The sequence below is a fragment of the Agromyces sp. Y182 genome (assembly GCF_059445385.1).
Map to the genome: position 1 here is coordinate 507,008 of NZ_JCAIUF010000001.1, position 20,082 is coordinate 527,089.

Here is a 20,082-nt window from a genome sequence, read left to right on the forward strand (position 1 = left end):
TATATGTCTGCCCAAAAACGTACGATGAGCGACGTCGGTGCCGGAATCCTCGGCTTCGTCGGCATGAGCGCTCTCGCCGGCGTGCTCGTCACGGTCGCCGTGACTCCGGCTCTCGCTGTCACCGGCATGGCCGCGAACAACAGCATCTCGATGTTCGAGAACCTGCCCGGGTACCTCGAGATCGATGATCTTGCGCAGAAGTCGACGATCTACGCGACCAACTCCGATGGCACCCCGTTCGCGCTCGCGTCGTTCTACGACCAGAACCGCGAAGAAGTACCGTGGGAAGCCATCTCGCAGTACGTGAAAGACGCCGCAGTCGCTGGCGAGGACCCCCGGTTCTACGAACACGGCGGCATCGACGTGCAAGGTACCGTGCGCGGTGCGCTGAACACCGTGCTGAAGGGCAACACTCAGGGTGGGTCGTCGATCACCCAGCAGTATGTGAAGAACGTGCTGATCCAAGACGGCATCTCGGAGGCAACGACCCCCGAAGAAGAAGAAGCCGCCTACGAGGCCGCAACCGAGACCACGATCGATCGCAAGCTCAAAGAGATGCGGTACGCCATCGCGATCGAGAAGAAGTACCCGAAAGACGACATCCTTCGCAGCTACTTGAATATCGCGCACTTCGGTGGGCGCGTGTACGGTATCGAAGCAGCCGCTCGCTACTACTTCGCCGACACTTCGGCGGCCAACCTGACGTTGCCGCAGGCCGCGAGCCTCATCGCGATCGTGAACAACCCCGAGAAGTTCCGCCTCGACTACCCCGAGAGCGAGACGAACGGCGCTGCCACGGTCAACGACGAGGGCGAACCGGTGCCGTACGCCGCGAACAAGGAGCGTCGCGACTACATCCTCGGCGAGATGTTGAAGCTCCAGAAGATCACCCAAGAGGAGTACGACGCCGCGGTGGCGACTCCGGTCGCGCCGGCGATCCACGAAGGCAGCACGGGCTGCCAGAGTGCCGGTGGCTCCGCATATTTCTGCGACTACGTGACCTGGGTCATCAAGACCGAGTACGACGACCCCGCGACGACCGACGTCAACGAAGGCTCGCGCATGCTGCAGAAGGGCGGGCTCGACATCTACACGACCCTCGACCTCGAGCTGCAGGGCGAGGCCGAGGGTGCTATGGCCGAGAATGTACCGTTCACCGACTCCAGATTCGACGTCGGATCGGTCGCAGTGAGCGTTGAAGTCGGCACGGGCAAGATCCTCGCCATGGCGCAGAACAAGAAGTACACGCAGGATCCCGAGGTCATCGAGGCGAGCGCCGGCGATTACAGTTCGATCAACTACAGCACCGACTACGAACACGGTGGGTCGCTCGGCTTCCAGCCGGGGTCGACGTTCAAGGTGTTCACGCTGGCGGAGTGGCTGAACGAGGGCCATTCCCTACGTGAGTCGTTCAACGGCGCCCGACGCACCTTCACTTCCTTCCCCGCAGCCTGTTACGGAGGGTGGACCGGAAGCTTCAACCCGAAGAACGATGACGGCCAGGGTGCGAACAACGCAGTCGACGCAACGAAGTACTCGGTGAACACCGCGTTCGTCGCCATGGGTCAGCAGCTCGATCTCTGCAAGATCAAGGACACCGCGCAGGCCTTCGGCGTTCGGCGAGCCGACGGCCTCGACCTCGGCCAGAAGCCCGCCTACGACGACGAGACCGGCGCTCCATTGTTCAATGCCGACGGCACGCGGCAGGCGACCGAGGGGGATGTGTTCAGTCCGAGCGCCATTCTCGGCACCGAAGAGGTCTCGCCGCTCAGCATGGCGGCTGCCTTCGCGGGCGTCGCCAACAACGGTGCGACTTGTTCTCCGATCGCGATCGCTCGCATCGTCAACAGCAAGGGCGTCGACGAGGAGGTACCGCAGACGGCGTGCCCGCAGTCGGTCACTCCTGACGTCGCACACGCGATGGGGTACGCCATGGCGCAAACCTTCAACGGTACTGCGAGCGCGTCGAACACCGGCACCGGCGTGCCGCACATCGGCAAGACCGGAACGACCGACAACAACGAGGGCACGTGGATGAACGGCGCGTCGACCCGCGTCGCAACGGCCGTCTGGGTCGGCAACGTCACCGGCCACGCGAACCTCCGTCAGCTGAGCTTCGACAGCGGCGCCGCGGCGACCGCCCGCCACCGCATGTGGAAGAAGATCATGACCTTGGCCGACAACAAGTACGGTGGTGACGCGTTCCCCGATCCCGACCCGTCGGCGTTCAAGCAGGTGCTCGTCGATGTTCCGCAGGTCGCCGGCCTCGCACCAGACGCGGCCAAGCAGGCCCTCGAGGCTGCCGGCTTCGTGTACGAAGACGGCGGTCAGCAGGACTCGAACCTGCCTGCCGGCACCGTGACCGGAACCGACCCTTCGGGTCAGGCCGGAAAGGGCACGACCATTCGGGTGTTCACGAGCAACGGTTCGATGACCGGCGTGCCGAACGTCGTCGGCATGTCCGGCGATCAGGCCGAGGCGGCCCTCAAACAGGCCGGGCTCAAGGTGAAGCGACAGAACGAGGACACCACCGATCCAACGAAGGTCGGCGCGGTGATCTCGCAGAACCCGGCGGGAGGCGGTTCGGCGAAGCCTGGCGACCAGGTCACGATCACCGTTGGAAAGCTCGCCGGGGGCGGCGGGGGCGACAACCCTCCCGGCAACGGTTAGTCGGCGATCCACCCGTGACAACAGCTCGAACGTCCCCCGTTGCGGCGATCGCGATCGCCGTCGCCGCGACAGGGGCCGCCGCGCTCGCGTGGGGCACACTCGTCGAGCGCACCAGATGGACCCTCAGGCGAGTGGATGTCCCGGTGCTGCCGCCGGGCGCCGAGCCCATCCGCGTACTGCACCTCTCCGACTTGCACATGGCTCCGTGGCAGCGTGACAAGCAGGAGTGGGTGCGACGCCTGGTCGAGCTCGAGCCCGACCTCATCGTCGATACCGGCGACAACCTCGGCCATGTTCGAGGCGTCGAGGGAATCCGCAGGGCATTCGAGCCGTTCCGGGGTATCCCGGGTGTCTTCGTCAACGGTTCGAACGACTACTTCGGACCTCAGCTGAAGAATCCGTTCGGGTATTTCATCGGCCCGTCGCGGCTCCGCTCCGATGCCGAGCGGCTCTCCAAGGTGGAGCGGCTCGATATCGACGAGCTGCACGCGTACTTCGCCGAACTCGGGTGGAACGACCTCGACAACACCGCGGCCGCTCTCGACCTCCGCGGCACGCACTTCGAGTTCTTCGGTGTCGACGACCCGCACAAGGGATACGACCGGCTCGACCTCATCACGGCGGCGATCGACGAGTTGCGCGCTGATGACCCGCTCGGCGACGAGACCTGGCCCGACGAGGCATCCCTTCGGCAAGCTCAAGGCGGCGCCACCGGCCTTCGCCCCACCGTCACGGTCGGTGTGACCCACGCGCCGTACCAGCGGGTACTGAACTCGTTCGTGAATCATGGCGCGCAGCTCATGCTCGCCGGACACACGCACGGCGGGCAGGTGTGCGTGCCGGGCTTCGGAGCGCTCGTCACGAACTGCGACATCCCGCGCGACCAGGTCAAGGGGCTCAGCGTCTGGCGACACGGCTTCCGTGCGGCGTTCCTCAACGTCTCAGCCGGGCTCGGAACCTCGATCTACGCACCGGTGCGGTTCGCGTGCCCGCCGGAGGCGACACTGCTCACTCTCGTACCGACGGAGTGACACCGGGGTGCGAACCCGCCGCGCATCCGGCATCGTGACCGCGCCGAACCTGGTCGGGCGAGCGCCATTTATCGGCTATTCTTGTTGAGGCCCGCAAGGGTCACCCCGGGGTGTGGCGCAGCTTGGTAGCGCGCGTCGTTCGGGACGACGAGGTCGCAGGTTCAAATCCTGTCACCCCGACCGGGTGAAACCCCCTCCTCCGGGAGGGGGTTTTCGCATGCATCGGCGAGCCCGCCGTGTCAGGGGCGTCCGAGTCCGCGGTAGTACCACCCGGCCGCACGCCATGCAGCTGGATCGAGCACGTTGCGCCCGTCGATGATGTGCCGCTCCCCCACGAGCCGGCCCACGGCCTCGGGATCCAGCGTGCGGTACTCGCTCCATTCGGTGGCGAGGATGACCAGCTCGGCACCGAACAGCGCTTCGCGGGTCGTCGCGGCGTAGGAGAGCTCAGGCCACTTGGCACGCGCATTCGCGATGCCCTCGGGGTCGGTCACGACCACGAGGGCACCGAGTTCACGCAATTGCGCGGCGATGTCGAGCGCCGGCGAGTCGCGAACGTCATCGGAGTCGGGCTTGAACGTGACCCCGAGCACCGCGATCTTCCTGCCCTCGACAGAACCTCCGAGGTCGGCCGAAGCGAGATCGACGACACGCCGGCGCTGCCGTATGTTGATCGCGTCGACCTCGGTGAGGAACGCGAGGGTGTCGCCGAGACCGAGCTCAGCGGCGCGAGCGGTGAATCCGCGGATGTCCTTGGGCAGGCAGCCCCCTCCGAATCCGAGGCCGGCATTCAGGAAGCGCCGGCCGATGCGAGCGTCGTGGCCGATGGCGTCGGCGAGTGCCGTGACATCCGCTCCGGTCGCATCGGCGATCTCCGACATCGCGTTGATGAAGCTGATCTTCGTGGCGAGGAACGCGTTGGCGGCGACCTTGACGAGCTCAGCGGTCGCGTAGTCGGTGACGATGCGGGGCGTGCCGGCTTCGATCGCGGCCCGGTAGACGTGATCGAGCACGGATACCGCGTTGTCGTCGCCCTCGCCGACGCCGTAGACCAAGCGGTCGGGCGAGAGCGTGTCTTTCACCGCGAAGCCTTCGCGCAGGAACTCGGGGTTCCAGGCGAGGCTCGCGTGAGAAGTTTCGGCGGCGAGCCACGTCGCGAGCCGGGTCGCGGTGCCGACCGGCACCGTGCTCTTGCCGACGACGAGCGAACCCGAAGCGAGATGCGGCAGCAGTCCTCGGAACGCCGCATCGACGAACGAGACATCGGCGGCCCCGGTTTCGCTCGACTGAGGCGTGCCGACGGCGAGGAAGTGCACCTCGGCGTCAGCGGCATCCGCGATATCGGTGCTGAACCGCAGCCGCCCGCTCGCAGAGGCCGAGGTGAGGATCTCGGGCAGGCCGGGCTCGTAGAACGGCGGGCGTCCCGACGCGAGCGCCGCGATCTTGCCTGGGTCGACGTCGATGCCGACGACGTCGTGGCCGAGTTCTGCCATGGCGGAAGCGTGGACCGCGCCAAGATAGCCGCAGCCGATGACCGAGATGCGCATGCCATTCCTTCGTTTCGAGCGAACGGGTTCCATTCTGCCGCACGCGATGCGCGCCGTGCCGAACCGACGCCGTGCCGAACCGACGCAGCGATCAGCCCGTCATCAGCGGCGTCGTGAAGACCAGCGGCATCCGTTGACCGGGCTCGGCCGAGACGAATCGGTAGACGACCGTGGTGACCTGTCCGGGTTGGAGGTCGACTCCGACGTTGTTGGCGATGCGCCCGTCGGCAGCCACCGATTGATACCCCACGTCGACGCCATCGACGACGACGCCGGCATCGAACGCACCTACCGGTGAATACACTGCGACGTTCGTCGCAACCACGCCCGGGGGCACTCCGAACCTGCCTCCGTTGGTGGTGCGGTGGGGCAAGGAGACGGCCGCGTCTCCCGGCGCGGTGCTCGTCATGGTCACCGTCACCTCGATCTCCGAGCGCCCGTCGCTCCGGGTGGCGGCGACCTCGACGTTCGCCCCGACGTCGAGGTACGCGTCCATCTTGCCGCCGGACCGATCGTTCAGGTACACCGCATACGCCTGGTCTCCGAGCGAGGTCTGCGTGGCCTGCATGCCGGCGAGCGTCGTGTCGGCGAGTACCGCCTGTTCGTCGTCGTGAGCACTCCAGATCGCGATCCGGTGCTCCTCGGCGACGCGGGTGACCGCCGAGATGAGGGCGACGGGGTCGGTGCTGCCCGAAGAGATCGCCTGGAAGACCCCGGCTGCGGCCGATGCGAAGTAGTCGTCTTGTGCGGCCTCGTCGTCGAGACGTACGTAGGTGTCGACGAGTAATGACTGCACGGCGTCACCTTCGCTCAGTACGGTGCCACCGGCGAGGGTGACCGGACCGGTGGCACCGAGCACATAGCTGAGCCCGACCGGGTCGACGGCGATGACGCCGTCGACCACCGTGCCGTGGTCCCGTGCCCACATCGCGGCGGCCAGCCGGCCACTCACCGAGAAATCGGGGGTCGCCGTGACATTCTGGATGTACGTGCCGAGTTGATCGCCGAACAGCGCGGCATCGGCTTCCGGAAGCGTCAGCAACGGCTCGCTCAGGTGCTGCACATCGCTCGAGGCCGCCTGCGCGGCGAGCGAGATCACGCCGTCTTCGGTGTGCACGAGCGCGAGCGCCCCGATGATGCCCCCGCCGGTACGCAGCTCTGCACTGTTCTGGAAGAGGATGAGATAGTTGCGCGGTCCATCGGCGCCGAGCATCTCCGGCAGGATCCGAATGGCTCGATCGAGCGTCGCCATCGCATCGGAGGCCGTTCCGAGGGCGCCGGCGAACTCGCCAGTCGCTTCGGCGATCGGCCCGACGAGTGCGCCGGCATCGATCGCATTCACACGTGCGGATGCCTCGTCGAGAGCTTCGGCCGCGTCGCTGACGACGGGCCGGGCTTCGATCAACGGGGCCAGGTCGATGCGGCCGTCTGCGGAACGCAGCGATGTCGCGTCGATCGATCCCACGGTCGCGGCGAGCGGCACGATGACTCGCGATGCGACCCGATCGAGTTCGCTCGACAGTCCGCGCACTGCCGAGAGGTTTGTACCCGCCCAGGGCACCGATTCGGCCGCACGCCAGATCGGATCGCTCGTGAGCTCGGTCGCCGACGATGCGTGCTCGGCGAGCAATGCCGCGTTGCTCGAGGCCGCGGCTGCGTCGGCGGCACCGATGTCGTGCTGGATCTGCGCTGCGAGCGGCACGGCGGCCGCGAGCTCCGTGCTCGCGAGCCAGCCTCGGATGCCGATCCAGACGACCACGCCGACGAGCAGCCCCAGGGTCACCACTGCGATCCAGATCGCGACGCGTCGGCCGCGTCCGGCCGTTGATGCGGCCGATGCCACGGGTTACCGCTTCACGAGCCGGCGAGCCAACAGCACGACGCCGCCGATGACCATAAGCCCGAGGGCGCCGAAGGCGATCGTGAACGTGGCGTCGGAGACACCGGTCTCGCTCAGCATCGCGGTGTTCTCGACCACCGGTGCGGAGCCGGAGCCTCCGCCCGACGGGCCAGTCGCGCAACTCGGGGTGGACGGCGGGTACGACAATGGCACCGAGATCGACGGGTTCACCGTGATCGTGGCACTCGTGAGGCTTCGCGTCCAGGCGAAGTTGCCCGGGATCTCCACCCATGAGCCGTCGATGTAATCCCAGCCGGGCCATCCGGGGGGATCCACCGAAGCACCCGGCCAGAGCACGCGGCCGGTGAGCGAACCGTTGACGAGGGTGCCGAGCGGGATCTCGTGCGAGTTCGAACCGTCGCTCAGCACGAGCGTCGCGGTGTTGCCGGTGGACTGATTGTTCGGGTCGATCAGGTTGACGGTGTAGCCGATATAGGGAACGTCGCCATCGCAAATGCCGGTGACCGCAGACCCCGCGAGCGTGGGGTCGGCGGGTGGGGTCGTCGGCGGGTACTGTTCTGCGTAGGCCGCGGTGGGGACGGCGAGGAACGCCGCCACCAGTGCGATTACGGCAACTTTGCGGAGCACGGGTGCCTCCGTGGGTTCGGGTGGTGAACGGGTTGTGGTCGGGTAACGCTCGGAGTCTACGCGCGGTCGCGCGGCCTCGTCTGCGCCCAGTTGAGGGGTCAAGAACGCGGCAGTCGAGCGGCGCATCAACACGGTCGTGTTCGTCTCGCTAGCCTGAACTGATGGATCCGAATGAACTCGCATCCCGGCACGAGCGCGACGGGCTTACCGATGTCACGCCGAACAGCGCTCGCGCGGTTCGGCTCTCGCGGTGGATCCTCGCGCCCTACCTCGTCGTCCTCGGCCTCATCGTCTTCCTACCGGCCCGCGACGCCGGACGTATCACCGGCATCGTAGGCTGGGCCGCCGATGTTCTCGCCTCGTTCGGTGCTCCACGGGAGGTGAGCGCCGTCGTGTTCGAGTTCCTCGCGAACGTCGTGCTGTTCGTGCCCTTCGGAGTGCTGGTTGCGATCGCCTTCCCCGCCCTCTCGTGGTGGGCCGTGCTCGCCGCTGGCGCTCTCACGAGCGTCAGCATCGAACTCATCCAGATCGCGATCCCGTCACGCTTCCCCACCGTCTCCGATGTGATCGCGAACACGGCCGGCACGGCGCTCGGACTCGTGATCATTCTGTGGTGGGTGCGCGCGCGGCATCCGCTCGGCTCCGACCGCTCGCCCACCTGAGCATCCGTTCGAGCGGGCCACGACCGAGATAGCGTCGCCAGAGCCAGGCGAACAGCATCGAGCCGAAGATCAGGCCGATGAGCAGCCCGATGGAGTCGTCGGTGTAGTAGCCGTTCTCGACGCGCACCGACGCCGCGATCACCACGAGATGCAGCGTGTATACGCTGAGCGGCATGGACCCCATCGCGGTGATCGGCGAGAGCACGGCCGCGGCGATTCGGCGCACCGGCGCACGCGCGAACGAGGTGAGCAGCAGCATCCCGGCAACGACGAGCACGCCGACGCCGATGTTGCCGACGGCCTCGAGCGAGGTGCGCCACGCCGAGATCCACGGGTCCGGCTCGCCGGCTGCACTGCCGGCGAGCGGTGCGGATGCGGCGGCGTCACCACCCGGCATCAGGGCGACGATCGGCAGGAGCACGGCCGCCGCCGTGGTGCCCGCGAGCGCGGCGATCGTCACGACGCGCGGTGAATTGAGGTCGAGGCGGGCGAGTGCGAGCCCGATCAACATCACGGGGATCCAGACCACGACGGGGTAGGCACCGCTCACCACCCAGTCGACCACGATCGCGAGCGGTCCGGATTGCAGCTCGAGAACCGTGTCGGTGGCGCTCGCGATCTCGGCGAGTGCGGGCATGACCGCGAGCAGGGCGATGCCCGCGGTCAACGCCACGCGCGGCGGCAGGAAGAGGAACGGCAGCATCAGCAAGAACGCGACGCCGTACACGTCGAGGATGATGAAGACGAGCGGGTGCAGCGTGATGGCGATGAGCAGACCGAGGGCGATGAGAATCACCGCCCTGATCGCGATCTGGCGGCGGAGCCCGCCCCGGCCGGTCGTGATCGGTCGTGTGCCGCCAGAGATGAACGCCAGGCCCATTCCCGCCGTCAGTGCGAACAGTAGCCGAGGACGTTCGTCGGCGATTGCGATGAGCGCATCGAGATCAGCGGATGCTGCGATGGGCGCGACGTGCGCGACGAACATGCCGATGAGGGCGAGCCCCCTGGCTGCGTCGACCGCGTCGATGCGGGGCGGCATCGTCGAACCATCGGGCTTGCGCACCACTTGCACCGATCGGCTCATGAAGCCACTTTGGCGCACCGATGGCCGAGTCGGCAGCTCCCGAGCTCATCGATCAGTTCGGGAACTCCGCCGACTCGGCCCATCGATGCAGGCGGGTCTTTCTCGGCCGCGTCGGCTTCGGTCAGTTCTCGCTGCGTGCGCGGCGCACTGTGGTGAGCACTATGACCAGTGCTGCACCGAGGAGCAATGCCCCACCGGCGATCCAGATCCAGAGCATCGGATCGACACCGGTGTCGGCGATTCCACCGGTATCACTCGCGGAGTCAGCAGGCACGACCGTCAACGTACCGGTCGCGACGTACTGGCCCGCCGTCACCGTGACGGTGTACGTGCCCACCGCGTTCGACGAGACGCTGTATGAAACGGTGCCTGCTGCATCCGTCGGTCTGGTGGCCGTCGCCGCCTTGATGATGCCGAGTGTCACGGCATCGTCGGCGCTCGCGGTCGATGGTGTACTGGCGGGCAGCCCGCTGAACGTCATCGTGCCGACTTCGCCGACCGTGAGCGTCACGTTCGTGCCCTGGCCGGTATAACCGGCCGCGGTTGCGGCAGCAGGTGCCGCGATGAGTGCAACTGCCGCGATCGCGACCGTCGCAAGAATCTTCCGAATCATAATTGCGTTACCCCTCATCATGCATCACGAGTCTTCGCAAAGGCCCATAGCGTGGTTGTTCCCCGTCCGAACAACACGAGCACTACCATACGGCAGATTCACAGGAAAGCGCGACCCCTATCACCCCTGGTACTTTGACCAATGGCGTTGCTACAATGCGCGGCTCCTTCTCACCTGCCTCACCCCCGAGGAATCCGAACCGATACTCGGCGCTCTGCCCTGGCGCGAGATGCGAGACCACCTTGCTCAGCGTGTATCCCGAGTCAGAGGTCGGATGGTAGGCGGCCGGCTCTCCGGCGAGCTTCACTCCGAGGTTGTAGGTGCCGAGCGCACTGTAGACGTGCACCGAGGTCGTGATGTCGCCGGGCGGGGTGCCGTATTCACCGCCACCCGTGACGTAGCCGGGCAGCGACGTCGCAGCATCCGCCGGCGCCGTATTCGTGAGGGTGACGTGCACTTCGTACAGCGGTAGGCCGTCGTTCCGGCAGGTCACGGTGCCGACGCCCATCTTCACGTCGAGGTACGCATCCATCTTCGAGCCGGTCATGTCGTTCAGGTAGACGCCGAAGACCTGCTCAGCAGCGGTGCTCGTCGGGAGGGCGCCGGCGAGCGTGGTGTCACTCAGCAGAGCCTGTTCTTCGACGTCGGCGTTCCAGATGAGGATGCGGCGCTCCTCCCCCGCTTGCGCGAACGCCTCGATCAATGTGCGGGGGTCGGCGCCGCCAGCGGTGAGCGCTGAGAACACGGTCGATGCGGCGTCAGCGAAGATCGCGTCCTGCTCGCTGACCGGGTATCGCTCGTAGACGTCGCGCAGCAGGAACTGCACGGCGTTCTCGCTCGTGAGCACGTCGCCCGTGCCGATCGTGACCGGGCCGGTCGCGCGCAGCAGGTAGCTGAGCATCACGGGGTCGACGGCGACGACGCTCTGCACCTCGGTGCCGAACTTGCGCTTCCACATCTCTCTGGCGATCGTCGCCGTCAGCGGGAACTGGGGGGTGAAGTTGACGTCTTGCATGTAGCTGGCGGTGTTGTCACCCCAGAGCGCCCTCGTCTCGACGGGCAGTTCGACGACCGGCGGCGTGTACTTCGGGAAATCGCTGGCCGCGGCCTGCTGGGTCATCGACACGGCGCCGCCCTCGGCATGCACGAGCGCGAGCGCACCCGGGATGCCGCCGCTCGAGCGCAGCTCGGCATTGTTCTGGAAGAGCAGCAGCGTGTCGCGCGGCCCGTCGCCGCCGAGCATCGCCGGGAGCAGCTGCACGGCACGGTCGAGCCCGCCGACGATCGCACCGGTCTCGTCGATCAGCGCCGTGAGTTCGTCGCGCGCGTCGGCGAGCGGGCCGATGACCGCAGCGGATGCCACGCCGTCGGCCGCGAGTGCGGCCGATGCGCTGCCGAACGCGGCCCGGGCCTCATGCACCGGCTGCTGCATGTCGATCATCGGCTGCAGGTTCAAGGCGCCACCCGCCGGAGCGAAGGTCGCGAGGTCGATGGATCCGGCCGCCGATGCGAGCGGCACGACCGCATCGCTCGCGACGCGATCGACAGATGCTGCCATCACCCGCATCACCTCGAGATTCGGGCCCACGAACGGCAGTATCTCGACGACGCGCCAAATCGGGTCGCCCGTCAACGAGGCAGCGGATGCCGCGTGCTCGGCCAGTTCGTCGGCCGCCTTCTGCGCGGCCTCGGTGTCGCCTTCGACCAAGTGCTTCTGCGCCGCCTGTGCGAGCGGCACCGCCGCTTCGAGCTCACCCTTGGCGAGGAACGCCCGGATGCCGACCCAGGCGACGACGAAGACGACCACCGCCGCAACACCGACGATCGACCAGAGAATGATGCGTCGGCGCCGCTTCTGCTTGCGCTTCCTACTCGAGCCGTGGTGATGGTGCGAGCGGCCGGAGCCAGAGCCGGAGCTGGAGCTCGACCCCGATGTGGAGCCGCCACCGTGTGAACGACCCGAACCGGAACTCGATCCGTGGGATCGACCCGAACCCGAACTGTCCGAACGGCTCGACTCAGAGCGCCGATCGGATGCCCCATCCCCATGGTTCCGACTCGACGACTCCGAACCCCCGGATGACGGCGTCACGATCAGTAGCGTAACCAATCTTCGGCGGAATTCCGCCCACCACCCTCAACGCTCTCGTTCCGCTGCATCCGAATGCCGCACGCATCCTCGTCGGCCATGATGACTGGCCGGCCTCTCGGTCGCGCTTGGGAACAAGCTCGTCGACGGTCTCCGGCAACACAGCGTCCCTCGTGGGGTCGCGCGCTTCTTCGCCGGTGCCGTAAGGTATGGCCATCGCCACTGGCCAATCAATGAACGCGTGGTCTGCGGCGCATGGGCGAAATTGGGGGGTTGGCGCCATGGGTGGCACGGAGACCGCGATCTACAGGTCCGCAAGACGGGTGGAAGATTTGTGGCAGATCGCCACCCCTCATAAAGCTGTCGTCCCGAGTCCCGCCACCATCCCGGCCTGACGCGATCGGACTGCTCTTGACTACGCAGAAGGTCGGAGGGCACGGCATTGAGCAGGTAGTGGAGCGCGGCATGTGCGTCGGGTGCGGCGCGTGCTCAATCCGTACTCATGGCGCTATTCCTGTGACACTGGGCACGCGTGGCATGTATCAGGCCGATCTCGGCGATGCCAGCTCAGAACAACTCGCTCGCGCGACGCGCGTGTGCCCATTCTCGGATGCAGCGCTGAACGAGGACGAGCTCGCTGAAGATCGGTTCGGCGAACTCCGAAGCGACGACCGAATCGGTCGTCACTCGGCGGTCTTCGCCGGTCGTATCACCGACGACGATTCGGTTCTCGGCAGCAGCTCAGGCGGACTCACGACGGTCCTTCTCGCCGGCCTCTTGGAGAGGGACATCGTGGATGCGGTGCTGCACGTCGGTCGCGGGCCGGGACCGGCCCACTTCGAGTACGTGATCTCGTCGAGCCTTGACGACCTCAACGCCAACCGGAAGTCCGCGTACGCGGCGACCACGCTCGCGGAGGTCGGTGCCGCACTGGAACCGGGACTTCGATACGCGGTCGTTGGAGTGCCGTGCTTCGTCAAGGCGATGCGGTTGCTCGCAGGCGAGATGCCAGAGGTCGGTGAGCGGGTCGTCTTCTACGTGGGCATCGTCTGCGGGCACCTGAAGGGGACGTTCTTCGCGGAGTCCCTCGCCTGGCAGGGAGGGGTCGCTCCCGACGACTTGGACACGATCGACTTTCGTGTGAAGAACCCCGCACGCCCCGCGAATCGCTACGACTACGCGGCCGTTTCGCGGAGCGGCGAGCGCGTCGTCAAACCGGTCGGCTCCGCGATCGACGGCTCCTGGGGATACGCAGCATTCCAACCGGAGGCATGCAACTTCTGCGATGACGTCTTCGCCGAGACCGCCGACGTGGTCTTCGGCGATGCCTGGCTGACCCAGTACGAGCCCGAGTGGCGCGGCACGAACGTCGTCGTGATCCGTGACGAACGAGCGGGCGAGATTCTCCGCAGCGCGGAGGCGGCGGGGTCCGTGATGCTCGAGGATCTGACCGTCGAGCAGGCAGCCCGATCGCAGGCCGGGAACTTCCGCCACCGCCGAATCGGTCTCCGTGTCCGCCTTGCCGACGATCAGGCCGCCGGGCTCAGCGTGCCGACCAAGCGGGTACGCCCGGGCACGGACGGAGTCAGCCGTGGACGGCAGCGTCTCATCCGTCGCCGTCGGCAATTGTCGCGCCTCTCGTTCGATGCGTTCGGGGCGGCAAAGGCTGCGGGTGATCTCTCGCTGTACCTCGGACCGATGCGCTCCGCCATCGGAAGGTATCAACGTACGGAAGCGCTCCAACGAGGGCCCATGGGGATTCTGAAGTACGTCGCTCGGAAGGTGCTGCGGCTCAGCAGATGACGGCGAGAGAACGTCGTGGTCGCAGTGGAGGCACGGCGTCGGACCGAACGAGGGGAATGAATTGGCGACGATCACGTGCAATTGGTTCGCACCCGGGCGAAGTCTGCGGTCGCTGGCGGTGGAAGCTCGGCACCGCTCAACCGGATGGGCGTACCTTCTTGCGAACTCTCCCGGCCACTCCCTCACGAACTTCGGCGATGAACTCGCCCCCTTCGTACTCGAGGACGCGACCGGTCGCAAGGTCGTGTGGGCGCCATTCGGCAAAGAGGACGTCAACGTCATCGGATCGAATATCGTGCACTACGCCCGTGAGGGTGGCGTCGGGGCGATCTGGGGCATGGGGATTCACGATGCCGTTCTCACTGCGGAGGAGAAGGCCCGCGTGACGCCGAAGATTCTCGCCGTGCGCGGTCCGAACTCGCGAGATCATCTGGGTCTTCCAGCGGACACCCCACTCGGCGACCCGGGTCTCCTCGCACGCAACCTCCGCCCCGAACGGCTCCGCCGGTCGGGCAGGCGCCTCCTGATCGCCCACTTCTCAGCGTTCGCGTCGAAACGCTCTCGTCGAAAGATCACCGAACTCCGCAACGCCGGATACGACGTCGCACTTCCCAATACGCATCCCCTCGAGATGGTGCACCGGATCGCCGCCGCGGACTTCGTCGCGTGCTCGGGACTGCACGGCACGATCGTCGCCCACGCCGTCGGCACACCCGTGGAGCTGATCACCTTCTCCGACGATCCGGCGACCGCGCCCGGCTACAAGTATCGCGACTACCTGGAGTCGGTCGGTGCCCCCGTCTCCATCGTGCGCTGGTCGGACCTGCTCCGTTCCGTTGCTCGGACCTCGGTACGCATCGACCGGGCTGCCGAACATGGACAGCGCGTTTCGCAACGAATCGAACCGATGGTCGATGGGCTCTACCTGGCCGCGGAGGCGTTGCGTTGACGGGAGCGATCCGTTCACCTGAACGATCGCCCAGCGGTACTGATACGCCTGTCCGTGGGGAACGGTTCCGTCCGGATATACAAGGGCTGCGTGCCGTCGCGGTGCTGCTGGTCGTCGTCGACCACCTCGACCTCGGAATTCTCAAAGGCGGTTACGTCGGGGTAGACGTCTTCTTCGTGATCTCCGGATTCCTCATCACGGGCCACCTGTTCACTCGGCTCACGACCAACGGACGAATCGGGTTCGCCGGCTTCTACAGCCGCCGAATGCGACGGATCCTCCCGGCGTCTTTCGTCGTGCTCATCGTGACGACCATCGCCGCCCTGCTCTGGATGCCTCCGTTGACCTGGAACGACGTCCTGACGATGGCCGCGGCCACCGCAGCTTACGTCCCCAATCTCTATCTGGCGGTCGAGGGCACCGACTACCTCGCCGAAACTGCTCCGCTTCCGTTTCAGCATTACTGGTCGCTCGGCGTCGAGGAGCAGTTCTACCTGTTCTGGCCACTGTTCCTGGTCTTCATCTGGTGGGTTTCCCGGCGTTCGAGGCGAACCGTCTGGTGGCTCCTGGCGATCGCCGTTGCTGCGTCCTTCGTCTTGTGCATCGTGATGACCGCTCGCTCGCAGCCGTGGGCGTTCTTCTCATTGCCCACCCGCGCGTGGGAACTCGGCGTCGGCGGGCTGGCGGCCCTTCTCGCGACCAACCAGCGCGTACAGCGGTGTCGCCCCGCTGTCAGCGCTTCCTTCATGTGGGTCGGCCTCGCAGCGATCTTCGGAGCGGCCGTTCTGTTCGACGACCAGACCTGGTTCCCCGGGTACATCGCTTCCGTCCCAGTGATCGGCACGGCGCTGGTCCTCCTGTTCGGAGGGCAACGACAGTTGACGATGCCGCAACGGATCCTCGGTCTCGCGCCGATGCAGTACTTCGGTCGCATCTCGTATTCCCTCTACCTCTGGCATTGGCCGGCACTCGTCATCCCGCAGGCCGCAATCGGGCTCCGCTCGGAGCTCCCGGTCTGGGTGCGGATCGCCCTCATCGCGGGAGCGATCGGCCTTGCCGACGTGACGTATCGGTTCGTCGAGGAACCCGCGAGACGCGGGCCTCTGTTCTCGAGCGCACGGCCGGGCCTCGTCATCGCTGCGGGCCTGGCCATCTCCGCCGCACTCGTCGTCGGCGCGCTGGCACTGCGCCCGATCGTCATGCCTACGGCGCTCGCCACGGATGAGACCGTGACGGTGACCGATCCGACGGTCCCCCCACGATCGACTCCATTCGTGCCCGCGAACCTCGAGCCATCCCTGCTGCAGGCCTCGGCATCGACGACCGAGATCCATCGGAACGGATGTCACATCGCCGACGAATCGACGACCACCGTCAACGACTGCACATTCGGCGTCGCGGGCTCCGATCGCTCCGTGGTGCTCTTCGGCGACTCCCATGCCGCGCACTGGTTCCCTGCCGCCGACGGTTGGGCCGATCGTGCCGGCCTCGGCTTGGCAGCTCACACGAAGGTCGGATGCCCCTCGGTCGTCGTCACGGTCGTGAGCAGGTCGAACCCGTACAACGCGTGCGATGACTGGCGCAGCTCCGTCATCGAGCGCATCAACCGGACACTTCCCGATCTCGTCATCGTCGCGAGCTCGGCGAGCTACGATCTTGCCGGTGTCGGCGACGAAAGTCGTGACCGTGCATGGGCGCGCGGCATCGCGGAGCTCCGGGCCGAGGTCGACTCCCGGGTTCAGCTCGTGGTGCTCGCAGATACCCCCGAACTCCCCGAGAACCCGGCGCGATGCCTCTCGAGTCACCTCGATTCCACTCGAGAGTGCGGCATCGCCCGAACGGACGGACTCGACCGGGAGTGGGCCGACGCGGAACAGGAGGCTGTCGAAGCGACCGGTGTCGCGTACGTCGACCTCAACGACTACTTCTGCTCCAACCGGTGGTGCGGCCCGGTGATCGGAAACGTGCTGGTGTACCGAGACGTCACGCATCTCACCGAGGAATGGGCGACTGCGCTGTCCCCCGCTTTCGGCGAAGCCATCTCCAAGGTGGTCGGATGGTGAAGTCTGAGGGACCCGTGTCGACCGACGGCGAACGTTCGCCGCTTGTGACCATCGCGCCGGATAGGGTAGCCGCGAAGGCCGGTGAACTCCGGCGTCGGGTGTCCGCTCATGGGGAGGAGCTGGCCTTGCGAGGTGAGCGTCGTACGTTCGAACACACCCGCGGCCCAACATCGCTGCGGTACCTGCGCTTCATGCCTCAGCTTCGCAGCGCGTACATCGAACGGTTCCTTGGTGCTCCGGCGAGCATGACGCTGTTCCTCCAGCCTGAATACCTCGATGCGTCGCTGGTAGACCCGGCCAAATTCCGGCAGGTCAGCCGGCCCCGGCTGCTCGGCCAGGTGCTGCGCGGCGATTACGACGTGGTCGCACTCCCCGAGCCCCTGTGGATCGTGAATCTCCCGCTCGTCACCCTGCTCGCCTCCGCGGCCCGGATCGCAGGAGCCCTGCGGCGTCGACGAATCGGCGTCGTCACGTACGCGATTGAGAATGCACCCATCGAGGAGCTGTTGGGACTCCCGGGCTGGATGCCGGTCAACGTGCGGGTGGCGATGCTTCGACTGGTGACCGCTCCGTATCGTGCGGCACTGGACCGTATTGCGTTCGGCACCGATGGCGCCGAACGCAACTACCTGGCGCTCTGGCCGCACCGACGATCTCGGCTCGATCCCGAGATGATGACGTTCTCACCGGTGGCGCCGCGGTGCACGTGCACGCAGACACCGAAGGATCCGGACCTCGTGCTCTTTCTCGGTGCACTCGAAGCGCGAAAGGGACTCGACGACCTCCTCGCCGCTTGGGCGGGGGTGCGGGCCAATCGTCCGAGTTCACGCCTGATCATCTGCGGCAACGGCCCGATGCGGGCTCGCGTCGCGGCGGCGAGCGCGCAGGATGCCTCCATCACGCTTCGGACCGAATCCGATCGGTCCGAAATGCACGGGTTGCTTTCGCAGGCGACCGTGCTCGTTTCGCTCCCCCGCAGAGAGCGTCGCTGGCGGGAGCAGATCGGACTCAGCCTCACGGAGGGTGTGTCCCACGAATGCCACATCGTGACCACGGACGAGACCGGATTCGCCGACTGGCTCCGAGTGCACGCCCAGAGCGTGCTCACCACCATCGGTCCCGACACCGTGGCCATCTCCATCGCGACTGCACTCGATGCGCCGCGGCCGGTCGCGGCCCACCTTCTGCCCGAGTTCGGCGGCCGCGCACAGGCGGAGCATTGGATGCTCAGCGGAGCGATCGAGCCGGAGCACGTCGCATGACCGCCATGAGAGCGGACGTTCCCCGCTGGACCTTCGTCACGGTCACCTATAACAGCGCTGAGCACCTTCGGCACCATTGGGCCGCAGGCCTGCCGGAGTACGTCGAGTGGGTCGTCGTCGACAACGATTCGAGCGACGGATCGGCCGATCTCGCGGAGTCGCTCGGTGCGAAGGTCATCCGGCTCGCTCGGAACGTCGGGTTCGGCCGCGCGAACAACGTCGGCTTCCAGTCGTCACGGGGCAGATACCTGGCTTTCGCCAACCCCGACATCACGATCGACGTCTCGACGCTCGCAGCGCTCGAGCGGGCGATGGATCGTGAATCCGGGCTCGTGGCGCCGCAACTCCTGGATTCGGATGGGACGCCTCAACCCGGTGGCCGCACAGCTCCCTCCCTGTGGAACAAGGTGCTCAGCCGCCTCGGTTCCGCGCGGACCCGCGGGAACTACTACCGTCTCGCCGGCCCGGCCGAGACGATCTACGTCGACTGGGTCATCGGCGCCGCGGTGGCCGCGAAACGCGAGGATTGGCACCGGCTGCGCGGCGAGTCGGGGCCCTGGGATCCGGCGTACTTCGTCTACTACGAGGATTCCGATCTCGGGTTGCGCGCCTGGGCGAAGGGGCTGACAGTCCGCGTGATCGGCGAAGCCCGCTGGCTGCACGGATGGGAGCGTGCAACGACGAACGCGAACTGGAGCGCATGGCGCCTCGAGATCGATTCGATGGTGACCTTCTACCGCCGCTACCCACGGTTGCTGGTCGGATCCGGTTCTCGACGCTCCCCATCGCGAACTCACGCGGCAAGTCCTCCTCCAGTCACCGCACGACACCTGCAGCCGGCGGATCGAGTGGTGGAAGCGGCGACGCTGTGCCTCACCGTCCGTAACGAGGGAGGGTCCATTCTCGGATTCCTCGAAGGCTTGGAGCGGCAGACGCGCCTGCCCCGAGCCATCGTCGTCGTCGACGGGGGCTCGACCGACGACACGGTCGCGAAGCTGTCCTCCTGGGTTCCGCCCGCCGATGTCGACTTCCACCTCATCAGCTCGCCCGGCGCGGGCATCGCCGAAGGCAGAAACCTCGCGATCGACGCAGCGGACACGGAGTGGATCGTCGTGACCGACGCGGGAACGGAACTCGCGCCGAATTGGTTCGAGCGCCTCAGCGATCGGATGACGGTTGAAGCCGACGTGGTCTCCGGTTTCTTCAAGCCGCTCGAGGGCCGCACGCTCCCGGCCGTGATCGGCGCGACCATCACGCCCCTCGCCGACGAGATCGACCCATCGTCCTTCCTGCCGTCGAGTCGCTCGGTCGCGTTCCGGAAGGCGGTGTGGGCCGACGTCTCGGGCTACCCGGAGTGGCTGGACTACTGCGAAGACCTCGTCTTCGACCTCGACCTTCGAGCGAAGGGCCACCGGTTCGTCTTCGCGGGGGATGCGATCACCCGATGGGACGCACGACCTACGCTTCGTGCTTTCGCACAGCAGTACTACCGTTACTCGCGTGGCGACGGGAAGGCCGGGCTCTGGGCCAAGCGCCATGCGATCCGCTACTCCGCTTATGGGGTCGGACTCTTGGTCGGCCTGTTGTCGATCGTGTCGCGTCGCCCGTACGCGCTCGCCCTGTTGCCGTTCGTCGCGGCATATCTCCGGAAACCGTGGTCGAGAGTGCTGCGCCACGACACGCTCACCCGACGGCAACGCTTCATCGGACTTCTCGTGGCCCCGGTCGTTGTCATCATCGGCGATGTCGCGAAGATGCTCGGATACCCGGCCGGCCTCCGCTGGCGGCGGAACAACCGGCGAGGTGGAACATGATCGAGCG

General features: G+C 66.6%; 14 protein-coding genes and 1 tRNA gene. 9 read left to right on the forward strand and 6 right to left on the reverse strand.

The window, feature by feature from the left end; genetic code table 11:
• Positions 1-24: 24 nt before the first annotated feature.
• The 3 genes from AC1C2R_RS02325 to AC1C2R_RS02335 all read left to right on the forward strand — a co-directional run bounded on the left by AC1C2R_RS02325 (position 25) and on the right by AC1C2R_RS02335 (position 3,881).
• A complete protein-coding gene (locus tag AC1C2R_RS02325) occupies positions 25-2,670 on the forward strand; it encodes a transglycosylase domain-containing protein (protein WP_495378807.1) in 2,646 nt (881 codons plus the stop codon).
• Between the two features lie 14 nt (positions 2,671-2,684).
• The gene (locus AC1C2R_RS02330) at positions 2,685-3,701 is read left to right on the forward strand and encodes a metallophosphoesterase (protein WP_495378808.1); all 1,017 of its coding nucleotides are present in this window, start codon (positions 2,685-2,687) and stop codon (positions 3,699-3,701) included.
• 106 nt (positions 3,702-3,807) lie between these two features.
• A tRNA-Pro gene (locus tag AC1C2R_RS02335) sits at positions 3,808-3,881 on the forward strand.
• A 59-nt stretch (positions 3,882-3,940) separates the two neighbouring features.
• On the opposite strand, the gene AC1C2R_RS02340 is transcribed toward AC1C2R_RS02335, so the two are convergent.
• From AC1C2R_RS02340 to AC1C2R_RS02350, 3 genes are all read right to left on the reverse strand, one after another.
• Positions 3,941-5,248: a UDP-glucose dehydrogenase family protein gene (locus tag AC1C2R_RS02340; RefSeq protein ID WP_495378809.1), complete on the reverse strand. Its 1,308-nt coding sequence runs from the start codon at positions 5,246-5,248 to the stop codon at positions 3,941-3,943.
• Between the two features lie 91 nt (positions 5,249-5,339).
• The gene (locus AC1C2R_RS02345) at positions 5,340-7,091 is read right to left on the reverse strand and encodes a DUF4012 domain-containing protein (protein WP_495378810.1); all 1,752 of its coding nucleotides are present in this window, start codon (positions 7,089-7,091) and stop codon (positions 5,340-5,342) included.
• 3 nt (positions 7,092-7,094) lie between these two features.
• Positions 7,095-7,736: an LPXTG cell wall anchor domain-containing protein gene (locus AC1C2R_RS02350; RefSeq protein WP_495350940.1), complete on the reverse strand. Its 642-nt coding sequence runs from the start codon at positions 7,734-7,736 to the stop codon at positions 7,095-7,097.
• Between the two features lie 161 nt (positions 7,737-7,897).
• Here AC1C2R_RS02350 and AC1C2R_RS02355 point away from each other — a divergent pair, with 161 nt between their 5' ends.
• Positions 7,898-8,398: a VanZ family protein gene (locus AC1C2R_RS02355; RefSeq protein ID WP_495378811.1), complete on the forward strand. Its 501-nt coding sequence runs from the start codon at positions 7,898-7,900 to the stop codon at positions 8,396-8,398.
• Here the strand turns inward: AC1C2R_RS02355 and AC1C2R_RS02360 are convergent.
• The 3 genes from AC1C2R_RS02360 to AC1C2R_RS02370 form a co-directional block, all read right to left on the reverse strand.
• Complete coding sequence (locus AC1C2R_RS02360; RefSeq protein ID WP_495378812.1) at positions 8,340-9,482, reverse strand: heparan-alpha-glucosaminide N-acetyltransferase domain-containing protein; 1,143 nt, start codon at positions 9,480-9,482, stop codon at positions 8,340-8,342. The two genes, AC1C2R_RS02355 and AC1C2R_RS02360, sit on opposite strands and share 59 nt — an antisense overlap.
• 121 nt (positions 9,483-9,603) lie before the next feature.
• Positions 9,604-10,095, reverse strand: a complete 492-nt coding sequence (locus AC1C2R_RS02365) for a hypothetical protein (RefSeq protein WP_495350943.1) — start codon at positions 10,093-10,095, stop codon at positions 9,604-9,606.
• Positions 10,096-10,177: 82 nt separating this feature from the next.
• The gene (locus tag AC1C2R_RS02370) at positions 10,178-11,902 is read right to left on the reverse strand and encodes a DUF4012 domain-containing protein (RefSeq protein WP_495378813.1); all 1,725 of its coding nucleotides are present in this window, start codon (positions 11,900-11,902) and stop codon (positions 10,178-10,180) included.
• Positions 11,903-12,721: 819 nt separating this feature from the next.
• Between AC1C2R_RS02370 and AC1C2R_RS02375 the strand changes: the two genes are divergently transcribed.
• The 5 genes from AC1C2R_RS02375 to AC1C2R_RS02395 all read left to right on the forward strand — a co-directional run bounded on the left by AC1C2R_RS02375 (position 12,722) and on the right by AC1C2R_RS02395 (position 20,075).
• A complete protein-coding gene (locus tag AC1C2R_RS02375; protein ID WP_495378814.1) occupies positions 12,722-13,987 on the forward strand; it encodes a Coenzyme F420 hydrogenase/dehydrogenase, beta subunit C-terminal domain in 1,266 nt (421 codons plus the stop codon).
• 61 nt (positions 13,988-14,048) lie between these two features.
• Positions 14,049-14,936 carry a hypothetical protein gene (locus AC1C2R_RS02380; protein WP_495378815.1) on the forward strand — a complete coding sequence of 296 codons (888 nt, stop codon included), beginning with the start codon at positions 14,049-14,051 and terminating at the stop codon, positions 14,934-14,936.
• Complete coding sequence (locus AC1C2R_RS02385; RefSeq protein WP_495378816.1) at positions 14,933-16,999, forward strand: acyltransferase family protein; 2,067 nt, start codon at positions 14,933-14,935, stop codon at positions 16,997-16,999. Before AC1C2R_RS02380 ends, AC1C2R_RS02385 begins: the two co-directional genes overlap by 4 nt.
• Positions 17,000-17,190: 191 nt before the next feature.
• Positions 17,191-18,261: a glycosyltransferase gene (locus AC1C2R_RS02390; RefSeq protein WP_495378817.1), complete on the forward strand. Its 1,071-nt coding sequence runs from the start codon at positions 17,191-17,193 to the stop codon at positions 18,259-18,261.
• Positions 18,258-20,075, forward strand: coding sequence for a glycosyltransferase (locus AC1C2R_RS02395; protein ID WP_495378818.1), 1,818 nt, complete (start codon positions 18,258-18,260; stop codon positions 20,073-20,075). The genes AC1C2R_RS02390 and AC1C2R_RS02395 overlap by 4 nt, the downstream gene beginning before the upstream one ends.
• Positions 20,076-20,082: the final 7 nt, after the last annotated feature.